This is a genomic window from Pseudomonas sp. Ors-4-3C (assembly GCF_055755035.1).
This window is the reverse complement of sequence record NZ_CM146900.1, coordinates 3,704,129-3,718,380: the sequence shown is the minus strand read 5'-3', so window position 1 is coordinate 3,718,380 and position 14,252 is coordinate 3,704,129. Positions and strand designations below refer to the sequence as shown.

Here is a 14,252-nt window from a genome sequence, read left to right as displayed (position 1 = left end):
CCGATGTGTTCCTGGTGCTGGGGGTTCGCCCCGGTCGCCAAGGCATTGGTCGAGCAGGCGCAGGCAGCCGGCGTCGAGTTGCACCTGGTGGTCGGCGGGCTGCGCACCGGCAGCGGTGCGGCGCTGGAACCGACCACGCGGCGCTACATCCTCGAGCACTGGCAAGCGGTCACCGAAGCCACCGGCCAGCCGTTCAAATTCGACGGCGCGTTGCCCGACGGTTTCGTCTACGACACCGAGCCAGCCTGCCGGGCGATTGTCACCGCGCGCAGTCTGGCGCCGGATTGTGCGTGGACACTGGTCGGGCTGATCCAGCAGGCGTTTTACGCTGAAGGTCGCGATGTCACCCAGGCCAGCGTGTTGGTCGAGCTGGCGGAGCAGGCCGGCGTGCCGCGTATCGAGTTTGCCGCGCTGTTCGATCATGCCGATCAGCACAAAGCGACTCAGGCTGATTTCAGCTGGGTGCAGGATCTGGGCATCGCCGGGTTCCCGACCCTGCTCGCCGAGCGCAATGGCCAACTGGCGCTGCTGACCAACGGCTATCAACCGCTCAGCGAACTCTCGCCGCTGCTTGGTCGCTGGCTGGAGCGCGCCGCCTGTGCCTGACCTGGCCGATGACACGCCAGCCGTAAAGCGTGTCGACCGGCTGAGCTGGGCAGAAGTCCGGCGTCTGGCGCTACATCACAAGAAATCCCTGTGGATCGCCAACGGCGTGGCCGTGCTGGCGACGCTGTGCAGCGTGCCGATTCCGTTGCTGCTGCCATTGCTGGTGGACGAAGTCCTGCTCGGCCATGGCGACGCTGCGTTGAAAGTCATGAACCATGTGTTGCCGTCGATGTGGCAACAGGCGGCGGGCTACATCGGCCTGATGCTGGTGGTCACTCTGACCCTGCGTTGCAGTGCCCTGTGCTTTGGCGTGTTGCAGGCGCGGCTGTTTGCGCGGCTGGCCAAGGACATCGTCTACCGCATTCGTGTGCGGCTGATCGAGCGCCTGAAAAGGATTTCCCTCGGCGAATACGAAAGCCTCGGCAGCGGCACCGTGACCACGCATCTGGTCACTGACCTCGACACTCTCGACAAATTTGTCGGCGAAACCCTCAGCCGTTTTCTGGTGGCGATGCTGACCCTGGTCGGCACCGCGAGCATCCTGATGTGGATGCACTGGAAGCTGGCGCTGCTGATCCTGCTGTTCAACCCGTTGGTGATCTACGCCACGGTGCAATTGGGCAAACGGGTCAAGCACCTGAAGAAGCTGGAGAACGACAGCACCTCGCGTTTCACTCAGGCCTTGAGCGAAACCCTCGATGCGATCCAGGAAGTGCGCGCCGGCAACCGTCAGGGTTTCTTCCTCGGCCGCCTCGGTCTGCGCGCGCAGGAAGTGCGCAATTACGCGGTCAACTCGCAGTGGAAAACCGACGCTTCGAACCGTGCCAGCGGTCTGCTGTTCCAGTTCGGTATCGACATCTTCCGCGCGGCGGCGATGCTCACCGTGCTGTTCTCCGACCTGTCGATCGGCCAGATGCTCGCGGTGTTCAGTTACCTGTGGTTCATGATCGGTCCGGTCGAACAACTGCTCAATCTGCAATACGCCTACTACGCGGCGGGCGGGGCGCTGGCACGGATCAACGAACTGCTGGCGCGGGCCGACGAGCCGCAATATCCCGGTGGTGTCGATCCGTTCAAGGGCCGGGAAACCGTGGGCATTGAGGTGCAGGGGTTGAGCTTCGGTTACGGCGATGAGCTGGTGGTGGACCAGATGAACCTGTCCATCGCCCCCGGTGAGAAAGTCGCGATTGTCGGCGCCAGCGGCGGCGGCAAAAGCACTTTGGTGCAACTGTTGTTGGGGCTGTACACGCCGTTGTCCGGGACCATCCGTTTCGGCGGTTCGACCCAGCAGGAAATCGGCCTCGAACTGATTCGCGAAAACGTCGCGGTGGTGCTGCAACACCCGGCGCTGTTCAACGACAGCGTGCGCGCCAACCTGACCATGGGCCGTGATCGCAGCGACGAAGCCTGCTGGCAGGCGCTGGAAATCGCCCAACTGGAAGCGACGATCCGCGCCTTGCCCGACGGTCTGGACAGCATCGTCGGACGTTCCGGCGTACGCCTCTCCGGTGGTCAGCGCCAGCGTCTGGCGATTGCGCGGATGATCCTCGCCGAACCGAAAGTGGTGATTCTCGACGAGGCTACTTCGGCCCTCGACGCCGCCACCGAATACAACCTGCATCAGGCCATGGCGCGCTTCCTCAGCGGCCGCACCACGCTGATCATTGCCCATCGCCTGTCAGCGGTGAAGCAGGCAGACCGCGTGCTGGTGTTCGACGGCGGGCAGGTGGCCGAGGATGGCGACCACCAGCAACTGATCGCCGATGGCGGTCTCTACGCCAAGCTTTACGGCCACTTGCAGCGCCTGTAATCAGGCCCAGAGCACTTGCAATGCGGCATCCCCGCCGTCGTGGGCGAACTGTTTCATCAGCACCGAACAGGACCTGCACGGCTCCAGGGTCGTCGCGATGTCGATGGAGCGGTACTCCGCAGGATCGGGATATTTTTCGCGCAGGACCCGAATCAGCTTGCTTTCACTGTCCAGTGAAGTCGGGCGAAAGGTTTTTGTCTGCTCATAGGCCTCCAACTCCTTGATCGTCAGCGGCACGGCCAGCAGGTGCTCCTGTTCGTTCACGTCCAGCGAGGTTCGCGGAAAGCTCGGGTTGTAGTCGATATTGATGTAGGTCGTTTGGCCAATGCGCACAGATTCGGGGCCCAGGTGCCGAAACAACGGCAAGCGCTGGGTGGTGCCCTGGGCACCGGAAACGCTGACGTAGATTTCCCGCTGGCCGCTCGCAGTGATGACTTCGGCGTAGGCAATGTTGCGCATGTTGGACGTTTTTTCACTCACAGGCAGCAGTTTCTGTAGCTCGCGCATGGCGTTATCGATGCGCAGCGCTGTTTTTTTGATCCCGGTAATGGTCGACGACAAGAAGAGGGTTTCGAAAATCTCTGCGGTTTTGAGTTGAAAGGCTGCCGGTGCGTCTTTTTTACGCGACCAGGTCGCGGCCCCTTCAGGCAACTGGGCAACGATCATCCGGGTCAATTCATCGAACATCACCGCCTCGCCCGGGCTGGTGTCGAGCTTCAGCCATTTCATGTTGGCGGGAGGATTGGCCGTGCCGCCGATGGGGATCGCGATCCGTTCCATGGTGCGCACCGCACGCTGCACTTTTTCCAGACCGTGCAGGCGCACCATGGTGTTGGCATGCAGCGAGCCGGAGTAGGCCCTCACCAGTTCCGAGCCGCATGTGCCCTCGGCCAGCTCTTGCTCGGAGAGACGATTAAAGGTCAATCGATTGGGCGGTACTTCGCCTTTGGCGATGGTGGCCTGGTAGTTCTCCATGCGATTGACCCGGAAGAATACGTAGTCGGCCGAGTCGTCGATGGCCGGCACCAGGATTGCGCCGACCTGATGCGAATCATCGATCCCCTCATACGTGCCGCCAGTCTTGATCCGGGCAAAAATCCCTTTGCGAAACTGCAGCGTCGCTTGAATCTGCTGCCTCGGTACCAGACGGCTACTACCGAACCCAAGATGTTTGAGGTCGCCAGTGAGCAGTTTCGGTCTGTTGCCGATGATCTGGTAAAGCTTGGCATCGACCGCCAGGAATGTGCCTCGATGTTCGGGCAGGCCGCCAGGCTCCGAGATCCGCTCGCCGAACCATGGTGCGTAGCCTTTTTCCTTGTCGATGGAGCCGAGCGGTGGCACAGGTGCCGGCTCACCGGTGATGTAACTGACGCGGCAATCACCCCCGCTACCCGGCGCACGGCGGATCCGGCAGGGCAGCGTGGTCCAGTGCGCACTTTCGTCGAGCAGATCGACCCGGCGCAGTTCATCGCCGTCGAGTCGGTAGGGCACGTCGTCGATCAGCAACGTGGTACGCCCGTCGACCTCAGGCAGGTGCTCTATCCGGCTGTTTTGCGGGAGTTCGATGACGATCTGCTCATCGCCTTTGCGGGTGCCACTGTAGTGCGAGCGACCCAGCGACAGGTCGTGGTCCTGCACGGTCAGCCGGGGGCCGTAGGGCTGGCCAGAGAACGGATCCAGCACGTGATGGCGCGTGCCGTCCACCGCCACATTGCGCACCGGTACGTCATCAATGCCCTTGACCACCGCGAGTTGGTCGGCCTGACTCAGCGGTTTCCAGTGTCCCGCCTCAAGCGTCTGCGGCAACCCCTGCAAAAGATCATAGCTGCCGCTCCTGCCGGCGAGTCTTTTCAGGCGCGACACGGCGAGGCGTTCGGCATGCGCCACGGCCCGCACCGCACCGTGCCGCGCAACGCGAGCTTGAGCAGGGCGGGGGCGGCGTCCAGTGGATTGAGGTTGCGCAGGCTGGAAACCAGCAGGGTTTTGCTCAGTTGCGCCATGCTCGGCAGCGCCGCGCGAATCGCCAGTTTGCCGGCCGAGACCGCCAGGCGAATACTGCCGGCGACGAATTTGCCCAGGGGGATCGCGAACGAAACGATGTCGAGCAGCAAGCCGATGGCCCCCAGCAGGCGTGTGCCGGGCTTGTCCGATTGCAGATCGTCGAGGCTGCCCCAGAACGGAATGAACGCTTTGAGTACGTGGATCCAGTGTTGCTTTTTGTCCTCTCGCTCGAAGCGGGTTTCTCCCCATGCTTCGCGGCGCAGTGCCTGCTCGTCGATGTAGAGCTACCGGGTGGCGATGAAACGGCTGATCTGTGCGGTCCGGGCCGAGGTGAAGGTCAGACTCGGCAGGCTCTCGTGATGGATGGGAGGCAGCGCTGACGCTTTGAGGGCGTCGCCCAGCGGCTCAAGAATCGCCGTGCATTTGGCGCCGGTTTTGGGGGGTGCGCCGTCCTTGTGCGCATTGCGATCGAACGGCAGCGTGCGTGCGACGATACGGGTGATGCTCTGGCCTTTGGTTCTGCCGCGTTTTGGCGGCAGGGGCGGTATGCGTTGACCACCGATATGCCACGTCGTCACGTCCCCGCGCTTGCGGATGATGCCGGCGCGAGGCAGGCATTCGTAGAAATGTGAGACTGTCTGATAAGTCGCCTGCAGGACGAAGCCCATGCGCATGCGCAGCGGCAGGTGAATCTCGGCGGTTTCGAGGTCGGCATGCAGGTGCCGGGTCTCGTTCCTGAGGCTGAGAATCCGTACTTCGCCGTGCTCCAGGGCGCGTCGGTCGGTCGAGGGCAGGGTGACCAGCAGGCTTTTGATCAGGTATTCATAAGCGGCTCGGGTATCGCTCAGGTACTTGTCGAACTGCTCGTCGAATGCTTTTTTGACATCGGGTAATTTGCGCTTGCGTGGAAATCGCGACAGCGGCCGCCCCGGGCCTTTGCTGGCGACGAAACCGCTGTCGAGTGTGCGTTCGGCGCTCAGGCTGATCCATTCCTGGGCGATCTTGCCGTCGTCACTGACATACCACTTCATGTCGGGTTCGAGCCCGCCGCTGGCATAGACCTCCAGCAGCGGCCAGGCGGGTTGCTTCACGTCCGGGGTGTCGATAATGCTGCGGCGCACGCGCCTGGTATCTTCATGAGGGTGACGCTTGAGCTGGATGTTGCTGTGTTCGTACAGGTCGTTGGCCAGCGCGCGCTCCAGCATTTGTTTCGCCAGGGGCAGGCGTTGCGGTGGTTCGACATCCAGTTGCAGGATCGCCGTGTTCATCTGCTTGCGGTGATCCTCCAGCGCTTGCAGGGCGAGGGTCGCGGTGGGTGCTTCGTCTGAAGGTGCCAATGCGCCGGTCGCCAGGGCCCAGGTATGCGCAGCCGCCACGCGTGAGACGGCGATCAGGGCTTGCAGGTCATTGCTGGCGTTTTCGCTTTTCTTCAGCGGCAGGCCGACCAGTTGTTCAAAGTTCAGAAAGTGCAGCAGCTCTGGATCAAGGGCATGGGCGAGGTGGACGCCATGCACGAAATTGACCCAGACCGCCGAGCTGGCGTAGGGCAAGTCGTCCGGAATGTCGCGCAACTGAAACTCCAGCGGAAACCGCGTCAGGCAAAGCCATCCCAACAGGTGTTGCTCGGTTTCTGTCGAAGTCCGCTTTGAGGTATCGAGATGGAACAAAAAATCCCTGCGGATGGCTGCGTAGCTTTTCCCGTATTGCGCGCGAGATTGCGGGGCGAAACCGGCGACTTGGGGCGAGCCGCGCTCTTCGGGCACCTCGTACCACAGGCACAGCGCTTCGAGCAGCAGGCGCGCACCGATGTCCGGGACGGTCTGTTCATCGGCTCGGGCGCCGTACCACTGCAGTTTTTGCAGCAGGCGCTGGCCCAGATCCCGGGCCTGGGCGCTGTCGAGCAGGCGTTCCAGGCAAGTGGCGGGATGCCTGGCAATCTGCATGCGCGTCAGCGAGGGGGTTGTCGCATTGGCGAGGCAGTCGAGGGCTGACAGGGTTTTACCGTTGAGCCAATCGCCGATTACATCGTGGATCGCCGCTTTATCGTCCGCACTCATCAATATTGCGAGCGCCGGGGCCTGTCGCAGATTCAGGCGGTGGCTGGCGCGCTGTTCTTCGACGGCGTCGATCAGGCTGGTCAGCGCCAGGGCATCCACGGTGCCCGGCAAGGTGAACCCGGACTCGCGCAACAGCTGCGACAGCGGCAGCAGCCTGTCGGAACGCAGGTGTGCGCCTATACTCAGCAACGCTTGGTGGAAGCGGCGAATCGCCGCCGATGCCTTGGCCATGTCCTTGAGGGTGTGGCTGGCAATGCTTTGATCGCGACGGGTGAAGGTAAAGCTGCATTGATCGGCCACGGCGCTGACTTGCAGCAGTGAGCCTTTGGACGCTTGCAGGTGCGCGGTCAAGGCGGGTGCGCCGCTGTCTGCGAACAGTGCTTGCAGCAGGTTTTGCGCCTGGTCATGGGCTGTACCCAGGCGTGAATGGGTCTGGGGCGCGAGGTAATAGGTCTCCAGTGAACTCGAAGCGCTGAGCACGGCGCGCAGGGCGCTGGTCATTGCGCGGTATTCGCTCTGTTGGGCGGTATGGCGTTGCAGCGCGGAAGCAGGTGACGGCATGGGAAACGGCTCTTGAATGATTGAAAGCCGTCAGTGTCGAAGTATCGCTGACCCGGGGTGCGGTACATATGTATCGTCGCTTGAAAGTGTTCCGGCTTGCCGGAAGGGGGATCGCCCCCTAGTCTGGCTCTAGCGGTCTCCTCTTGATGATGGCAGTGCATGTGCAAAGGACCTCATGAAGCAAAAAAGGACTCTCGGAACGCCACGGTTGTTGGGCATCGTCTGGCCATTTATTGCCGTCGTGTTATTTCAGGCTTTATTGGGGGGCGTGAGTCTTTACGTCCTGTCGGCCGTTCGCGGCTATGTCGCCGGTGAAAGTCTTTGGTCCAAGGGCCAGAAGGACGCCATCTATTATCTGAACCTCTACGCCGACAGCCGTGACGAGGCGATCTTCCTCAAGTACAAGGAAGCGATTGCCGTGCCGCAGGGTGGTCACCAGTTGCGCCTGGCGCTCGATCGTCAACCGCCGGATCTGCAGGCGGCGCGCGAAGGTATTCTCAAGGGCGGCAACCACCCCGACGACGTCTCGAGCCTGATCTGGCTGTACCTCAATTTCCGCCATTTCAGTTATCTGGAAACCGCGATCGACCGTTGGACGATTGGCGATGCCTATCTGGTCGAGCTGGACAATGTCGCTCGCGAGATGCATCAGCGCATCAGCGACAACGCTGCGACGCCGGCTGACATTCAGCGCTGGAAGGCGCGGATTTTCGCCATCAATGACGGTGTGACACCGGCGGCCAGAGCGTTCAGCGATGCTTTGGGCGAAGGCTCGCGGATGATCCTGCGCCTGCTGTTGTTCACCAACCTGGCCACAGCGCTGGGGTTGATCGTGCTGGCATTGTTGCGCACCCACAAACTGCTCAAGCAGCGCCATGCCTTTGCCCAGGCGCTGCAGCTGGAGAAGGATCGGGCGCACATCACTCTGCAATCGATTGGCGACGGGGTGATCACCACCGATGTCAACGGCGCGATCGATTACATGAACCCTGCGGCCGAAGCCATGACGCACTGGAAGTCCGAGCACGCAGCGGGCCTGCCTCTGGCCGCGTTGTTCAATCTCCTGGACGACAACGCGCAGGCCGAAGGGCTGACGCTGATCGAACATATTCTCAGCGGCCAACTGGTCGGCGGCAGCGAGCACTCCAAGCTGATCCAGCGCCTGGACGGCAGTACGGTTTCTGTGACACTGGTGGGCGCGCCGATCCGCAATGCCGAGAAAGTCAGTGGCACGGTGCTGGTGCTGCATGACATGACTCAGGAACGGCAGTACATCGCCAACCTGTCATGGCAGGCGACCCACGATGCCCTGACCGGTCTGGCCAACCGCCGCGAATTCGAGTATCGCCTGGAGCAGGCCCTGCACAATCTGACGCGCCAGCCCGGTCGGCATGCGCTGATGTTCCTTGATCTGGACCAGTTCAAACTGGTCAACGACACCTGTGGTCACGCCGCCGGCGATGAGTTGCTGCGGCATATCTGCACGCTGTTGCAATCGGGCTTGCGCGAGAGCGACACCCTCGCGCGGCTCGGCGGTGACGAGTTCGGTATTCTGCTGGAGAACTGCGCCCCGGAAGCCGCCGAGAAAATCGCCGAGAGCCTGCGCCAGACCGTGCAGAACCTGCACTTCGTATGGAAGGGGCGGCCGTTCCTCACCACCGTGAGTCTCGGCTTGGTGCACATCGCCCAGACCCCGACCACCCTCGAAGCGTCATTGCGCGCGGCCGACATGGCTTGCTACATGGCCAAGGAAAAGGGCCGCAACCGGGTGCAGGTCTATCACGCCGATGATTCCGAACTGTCCCTGCGTTTCGGCGAAATGGCCTGGGTGCAGCGCCTGCACATGGCACTGGAAGAAAACCGCTTCTGCCTTTATGCCCAGGAAATCGCTCCGCTGGGTTCCACGGCGGAGGGCGGCGGGCACATCGAAATACTCCTGCGTCTGCATGACGAGGCCGGGCGGATGATCCTGCCGGACAGTTTCATCCCGGCGGCCGAACGATATGGCCTGATGAGTCAACTGGACCGTTGGGTCGTCGAGAATGTTTTTAAAGTCATTGCCCAATGTATTGCCGAACAACATGAAGGTCCGTTGGCAATGTGTGCGATTAATCTTTCAGGCATTACTATCGGAGATGACGCGTTCTTGCACTTCCTGCGTGAACAGTTTGTTGTTTACGCCATACCACCTGAAATGATTTGTTTTGAAATTACTGAAACCAGTGCAATTGCAAATCTCGGGAGTGCAATTCGATTTATTAATGAACTCAAAGGCTTAGGTTGTTACTTCTCCCTTGATGACTTTTGTGCCGGAATGTCTTCATTCGCTTATTTGAAACATTTGCCTGTAGACTTCCTGAAGATCGACGGGAGTTTCGTAAAGGATATGCTGGACGACCCGATTAACCGCGCTATGGTCGAAGTGATCAATCACATCGGGCATGTCATGGGTAAGCAGACAATTGCCGAGTTTGTCGAGACAACCCAGATCGAGCAGGCATTGCTTGAAATCGGGGTGGATTACGCTCAGGGTTATGTCATCGAACGCCCGCAGTTGTTTACCTGCGACAGTTTGCAAAGTCGGCCCGCCAGACCGCAGCCGTTGTTGTTCAAGGCGCCTGGCACGTTCCGTTGAAAGCTCTTGCCGATCCTTACAATCACAAATCAAAAGGAGCCGAACAGTGATCGACACATTCAACCGAACCGGACCACTCATGGAAGCTGCAAGTTATCCTGCCTGGGCACAACAGCTCATTACGGATTGCAGCGAGAGCAAGCGCCGGGTTGTCGAACATGAACTGTACATGCGCATGCGCGATAACAAGCTCAGCGCGAAAACCATGCGCCAGTACCTGATCGGGGGCTGGCCAGTTGTTGAACAGTTTGCGTTGTATATGGCACAGAACCTGACCAAGACCAAGTTTGCCCGTCATCCTGGGGAGGATATGGCGCGCCGCTGGCTGATGCGCAACATCCGCGTCGAACTCAATCATGCCGACTACTGGCTGAACTGGAGTCGCGCGCATGGCGTCAGCCTGGAGGATCTGCAGGCCCAGCAAGTCCCGCCGGAACTGCATGCCCTGAGCCACTGGTGCTGGCATACGAGCTCGGCAGATTCGCTGATCGTCGCCATCGCCGCCACCAACTACGCCATCGAGGGTGCGACCGGGGAGTGGTCGGCGCTGGTCTGCTCTACCGGGGTGTACGCCGCGGCGTTCCCGGAAGAAGACCGCAAGCGTGCGATGAAGTGGCTGAAGATGCATGCCCAGTACGACGACGCCCACCCATGGGAAGCGCTGGAAATCATCTGCACGCTGGCAGGCATGAACCCGAGCAAGGCGTTGCAGACCGAACTGCGTCAGGCGGTGTGCAAGAGTTACGACTACATGTACCTGTTCCTTGAGCGCTGCATGCAACTGGAAACCGCCGAGCGGGCGTTGCATGGACGTGAGCGTCGGGCGCTCGTAGAGAGCTGATTTTCGGCAAAACGCCAAACCAAATGTGGGAGCGGGCTTGCTCGCGAAAGCGCTGTGTCAGTCAGCAATTGTTTGACTGACACAGCGCTTTCGCGAGCAAGCCCGCTCCCACAGTGGTTTTTGGGTGTCTGGAAGAACTCAGCCAGCCATCGCCAGGCGGTTACGCCCCTCGCGCTTGGCCACATACAGCGCACTGTCGGCCCGGCGCAGCAGGCTGTCGGCCGATTCCCCGGGCAGCAGCGTCGAGCAGCCAAGGCTCACGGTCAGGTCGATCAACTGGCCGTCCGCGAAGTATTCCGCAGTCTGTGCGGCATGGCGCAGACGTTCGCCCACCATGGCCGCCGCGTCCCGGCCGGTGTTGGACAGCAGGATCACAAACTCTTCCCCGCCATAGCGAAACACCATGTCGACGTTACGCAACTGACCCTTGATCGACGCCGCCACCGCTTTGAGTACGCTATCCCCGGCGCTGTGCCCGTGGCTGTCGTTGACCCGTTTGAAGTGATCGATGTCGAGCATCAGCACCGACAACGGTTGCAGGTGTCGACGTGACATGTCGATCTCACGTTGCAGGGTCTGCTCCATGGCGATGCGGTTGCCGGTTCCGGTCAACGGGTCGCGCAGCGCACTTTGCGTCGCGGCGCGATAGAGCAGGGCGTTGCGCATCGGGAATAACAGCGACGACAGCAGGGACTCGAGGTTGCCCTGGTCCTGCTCGCTGAAACGCTGGTTACGACGAAACACCAGTTCGCCCAAGTGCTCGCCTTCGTGGCTGAGGCTGTAGCTGACCGAATGGTGACCGCGCGCACCGAATTCCAGGCGCAGATCACTGGCCGAATGCACATACACCAAGGCATCCAGCGGCACTAGGCGCTGAACTTCGCGAAAAAACAGACCGAGTATTCGTTGCGGCTCAAGACTGGTTTGCAGTTGCAGGCTCATTTGCTGACGCAATTGCGCCAGGCTGGCCGGGCGTTCCAGAAGCGGAGGCAGCTGACCAAAGCCCAGGCGTTGCAATTTGGCACTGTCAAAGTCAATTGCATTGGTCTGGGAAGGTGATTTCATATGGCGTGAGCCCCTAAGCAGTAAGTCTGTCTTACAGGCTGGGTGAGAGCGGCTATGGGCTGCGCGTCATACTGATCCATCAGTCCCGTAGGACATTTGGCGTAAGTTTAGTCTGCCTGATGACGATTAGTCAGCTATCGAAATCGGCCTTGCCCCAGTGCCTTCACACGGCATGCTTTGAGGAAAATTAGAGCGAAAGTCGTGCCATTCGGTTCATCTAAATTAAAACCGTTATGAATCAACAGGATGGCGTTTTTCTTTGGGGTTGGGTGGCGGATATTTGACTGGGATGTGACGCTGGCAGGCGGCAAATGTATGCCGCGACGGGAATCCGCCACGGCAACAAAAGCGACGTATGGCAGTTATTGCGCGTTGAACGCCTGGCCGTTGATGCCCGTGCTGTCCGGGCCCATCAGATACAGATACACGGGCATGATCTCTTCCGGGGTCGGATTGTTCAGCGGATTTTCCCCTGGGTAGGCTTGAGCGCGCATGCTCGTACGAGTGCCGCCCGGATTGATGCTGTTGGAGCGTACCGGTGCCACGCCGTCGACTTCGTCGGCCAGGGTTTGCATCAGGCCTTCGGTGGCGAACTTCGAAACCCCGTAGGCGCCCCAGTAAGCGCGACCCTTGCGCCCGACGCTGCTGGAGGTGAACACCACCGAGGCATCCTGCGACAGCTTGAGCAGCGGCAGCAGAGTGCTGGTCAGCATGAACATGGCGTTGACGTTGACCTGCATGACGCGCATGAAGTTTTCGCCTGACAGCTGTTCGATCGGCGTGCGTGGACCAATGATCGAGGCATTATGCAGCAGGCCGTCGAGGTGGCCGAACTCGGTTTCGATCATCGCCGCCAGTTCATCGTACTGATGGGGCAGGGCGGTCTCGAGGTTGAACGGGATCACCGCTGGCTGCGGATGGCCCGCTGCTTCGATCTCGTCGTAGACCTGAGTCAGATTGGCCTCGGTCTTGCCCAGCAGCAGCACGGTGGCGCCATGGGCGGCGTAGGTTTTGGCGGCAGCCGCACCGATGCCACGACCGGCACCGGTGACCAGAATGACCCGATCCTTGAGCAATTCGGGACGGGCGGTGTAATCAAACATAAAAACCTCACAATCCATTCATGAAGACCTGCTTCCCTGTGGTGAGGGGATTTATCCCCGACCGGCTGCGAAGCAGTCGTAAACCTGCATGGCGAATCGACCTGAAAGAATGCGGGGGCTGCTTCGCAACCCATCGGGGATGAATCCCCTCGCCACAGGGGCCGTTTTCAGCAGCTGCAGAGCGCGCTGTCGAGCACCTTGCGCAATTCCAGCGGATGATCCACCACCACGTCCGCGCCCCAGTGCCGCGGGTTGTCGTCCGGGTGGATATAGCCGTAAGTCACGGCGCAGGTCTTGGTGCCGGCATCGCGGCCCGATTCGATATCGCGCAGATCATCGCCCACAAACAGGACTGTCGATGGATCCAGATCAAGCATCTTGCACGCGAGGATCAGCGGCTCCGGATCCGGCTTGCTGTTCTTCACGTGATCCGGGCAGATCAGCAGCGCCGAGCGCTCGGCCAGCCCCAGTTGCTGCATGATCGGCTCGGCAAACCGTACCGGTTTGTTGGTGACCACGCCCCAGATCAGGTTGGCCCGCTCGATGTCGGCCAGCAGCTCGCCCATGCCGTCGAACAGCTTGCTGTGTACGGCGCAACCGGCCAGGTAGCGTTCGAGGAATTCCTGGCGCAGTTCTTCGAAGCCCGGCGATTCCGGGTCCATCGAGAACGTCACCGCGACCATGGCCTTGGCGCCGCCGGAGATCTCGTCGCGGATGTGCTTGTCGTTCATCGGCGGCAAACCGCGATCCGCGCGCATCGCCTGACAGATGGCGATGAAGTCCGGCGCGGTGTCGAGCAGGGTGCCGTCCATGTCGAAAAGGACTGCTCTGATGGCCATCGGCTTACTCCTCGCGCAGGGTCTGGATCATGTAGTTGACGTCAACGTCGCTGGCCAGCTTGTAGTGTTTGGTCAGCGGGTTGTAGGTCAGGCCGATGATGTCTTTGACGGTCAGGCCGGCAACGCGGCTCCAGGCGCCCAGCTCGGACGGACGAATGAATTTCTTGAAGTCGTGGGTGCCGCGCGGCAGCAGCTTCATGATGTATTCGGCGCCGATGATGGCGAACAGGTACGCCTTCGGGTTGCGGTTGATGGTCGAGAAGAACACCTGGCCGCCGGGCTTGACCATGCGGTAGCAGGCGCGGATCACCGACGACGGATCCGGTACGTGCTCGAGCATTTCCAGGCAAGTGACCACGTCGAACTGCTCGGGCATTTCCTCGGCCAGGGCTTCGGCGGTGATCTGTCGGTATTCGACGCTGACGCCGGATTCCAGCTGATGCAGTTGCGCGACCGCCAGTGGCGCTTCGCCCATGTCGATGCCCATGACCGTGGCGCCGCGTTGGGCCATGGCTTCGCTGAGGATGCCGCCGCCGCAACCGACGTCGAGGACTTTCTTGCCGGCCAGGTTGACCCGCTCGTCAATCCAGTTGACCCGCAACGGGTTGATATCGTGCAGCGGTTTGAATTCGCTCTCACGATCCCACCAGCGATGGGCCAGGGCTTCGAATTTGGCGATTTCGGCGTGGTCGACGTTGCTCATGATCTATTCCTCGAAAAACTTGAAAAGGGCT

At 60.8% G+C, this 14,252-nt stretch carries 11 protein-coding genes; 4 read left to right on the top strand and 7 right to left on the bottom strand.

The features are described 5' to 3' along the window. Positions 1-3: 3 nt before the first annotated feature. A complete protein-coding gene (locus ACVHNU_RS16665; protein ID WP_171061881.1) occupies positions 4-606 on the top strand; it encodes a DsbA family protein in 603 nt (200 codons plus the stop codon). Continuing rightward, entirely contained in the window at positions 599-2,416 is a 1,818-nt protein-coding gene (locus ACVHNU_RS16660; RefSeq protein ID WP_003226931.1) for an ABC transporter ATP-binding protein, read from the top strand. Before ACVHNU_RS16665 ends, ACVHNU_RS16660 begins: the two co-directional genes overlap by 8 nt. Here ACVHNU_RS16660 and ACVHNU_RS16655 read toward each other — a convergent pair whose 3' ends face one another. The 3 genes from ACVHNU_RS16655 to ACVHNU_RS16645 all read right to left on the bottom strand — a co-directional run bounded on the left by ACVHNU_RS16655 (position 2,417) and on the right by ACVHNU_RS16645 (position 7,035). Next, a complete protein-coding gene (locus ACVHNU_RS16655) occupies positions 2,417-4,303 on the bottom strand; it encodes a deaminase domain-containing protein (RefSeq protein ID WP_473017863.1) in 1,887 nt (628 codons plus the stop codon). Next, a complete protein-coding gene (locus tag ACVHNU_RS16650; protein WP_473017862.1) occupies positions 4,267-4,527 on the bottom strand; it encodes a hypothetical protein in 261 nt (86 codons plus the stop codon). Before ACVHNU_RS16650 ends, ACVHNU_RS16655 begins: the two co-directional genes overlap by 37 nt. Positions 4,528-4,701: 174 nt before the next feature. Then, positions 4,702-7,035 (bottom strand): hypothetical protein, encoded by a 2,334-nt coding sequence (locus ACVHNU_RS16645; protein WP_473017861.1) that lies wholly within the window; start codon positions 7,033-7,035, stop codon positions 4,702-4,704. 175 nt (positions 7,036-7,210) lie between these two features. Between ACVHNU_RS16645 and ACVHNU_RS16640 the strand changes: the two genes are divergently transcribed. Both ACVHNU_RS16640 and ACVHNU_RS16635 read left to right on the top strand, forming a co-directional pair. Then, positions 7,211-9,670, top strand: a complete 2,460-nt coding sequence (locus tag ACVHNU_RS16640; RefSeq protein ID WP_003226926.1) for an EAL domain-containing protein — start codon at positions 7,211-7,213, stop codon at positions 9,668-9,670. Between the two features lie 79 nt (positions 9,671-9,749). Beyond that, entirely contained in the window at positions 9,750-10,511 is a 762-nt protein-coding gene (locus ACVHNU_RS16635) for a TenA family transcriptional regulator (protein WP_207199023.1), read from the top strand. A 138-nt stretch (positions 10,512-10,649) separates the two neighbouring features. Here the strand turns inward: ACVHNU_RS16635 and ACVHNU_RS16630 are convergent, their stop codons facing one another. The 4 genes from ACVHNU_RS16630 to ubiG form a co-directional block, all read right to left on the bottom strand. Next, entirely contained in the window at positions 10,650-11,576 is a 927-nt protein-coding gene (locus ACVHNU_RS16630; protein WP_473017859.1) for a GGDEF domain-containing protein, read from the bottom strand. Positions 11,577-11,938: 362 nt separating this feature from the next. Further along, entirely contained in the window at positions 11,939-12,679 is a 741-nt protein-coding gene (locus ACVHNU_RS16625) for a YciK family oxidoreductase (protein ID WP_003226924.1), read from the bottom strand. A 167-nt stretch (positions 12,680-12,846) separates the two neighbouring features. Continuing rightward, the gene (gene mupP, locus ACVHNU_RS16620; RefSeq protein ID WP_003226921.1) at positions 12,847-13,518 is read right to left on the bottom strand and encodes an N-acetylmuramic acid 6-phosphate phosphatase MupP; all 672 of its coding nucleotides are present in this window, start codon (positions 13,516-13,518) and stop codon (positions 12,847-12,849) included. A 4-nt stretch (positions 13,519-13,522) separates the two neighbouring features. Beyond that, the gene (gene ubiG / locus ACVHNU_RS16615; protein ID WP_003226919.1) at positions 13,523-14,221 is read right to left on the bottom strand and encodes a bifunctional 2-polyprenyl-6-hydroxyphenol methylase/3-demethylubiquinol 3-O-methyltransferase UbiG; all 699 of its coding nucleotides are present in this window, start codon (positions 14,219-14,221) and stop codon (positions 13,523-13,525) included. Between the last annotated feature and the right edge of the window lie 31 nt (positions 14,222-14,252).

Excerpts from the sequence above, each read along its gene's own strand:
- ACVHNU_RS16665 (WP_171061881.1), top strand. The coding sequence starts at position 4 with ATGTGTTCCTGGTGCTGGGGGTTCGCCCCGGTCGCCAAGGCATTGGTC.
- ACVHNU_RS16645 (WP_473017861.1), bottom strand. The coding sequence starts at position 7,035 with ATGCCGTCACCTGCTTCCGCGCTGCAACGCCATACCGCCCAACAGAGC.
- ACVHNU_RS16640 (WP_003226926.1), top strand. The coding sequence starts at position 7,211 with ATGAAGCAAAAAAGGACTCTCGGAACGCCACGGTTGTTGGGCATCGTC.
- ACVHNU_RS16635 (WP_207199023.1), top strand. The coding sequence starts at position 9,750 with ATGGAAGCTGCAAGTTATCCTGCCTGGGCACAACAGCTCATTACGGAT.
- ACVHNU_RS16630 (WP_473017859.1), bottom strand. The coding sequence starts at position 11,576 with ATGAAATCACCTTCCCAGACCAATGCAATTGACTTTGACAGTGCCAAA.
- ACVHNU_RS16625 (WP_003226924.1), bottom strand. The coding sequence starts at position 12,679 with ATGTTTGATTACACCGCCCGTCCCGAATTGCTCAAGGATCGGGTCATT.
- mupP (WP_003226921.1), bottom strand. The coding sequence starts at position 13,518 with ATGGCCATCAGAGCAGTCCTTTTCGACATGGACGGCACCCTGCTCGAC.
- ubiG (WP_003226919.1), bottom strand. The coding sequence starts at position 14,221 with ATGAGCAACGTCGACCACGCCGAAATCGCCAAATTCGAAGCCCTGGCC.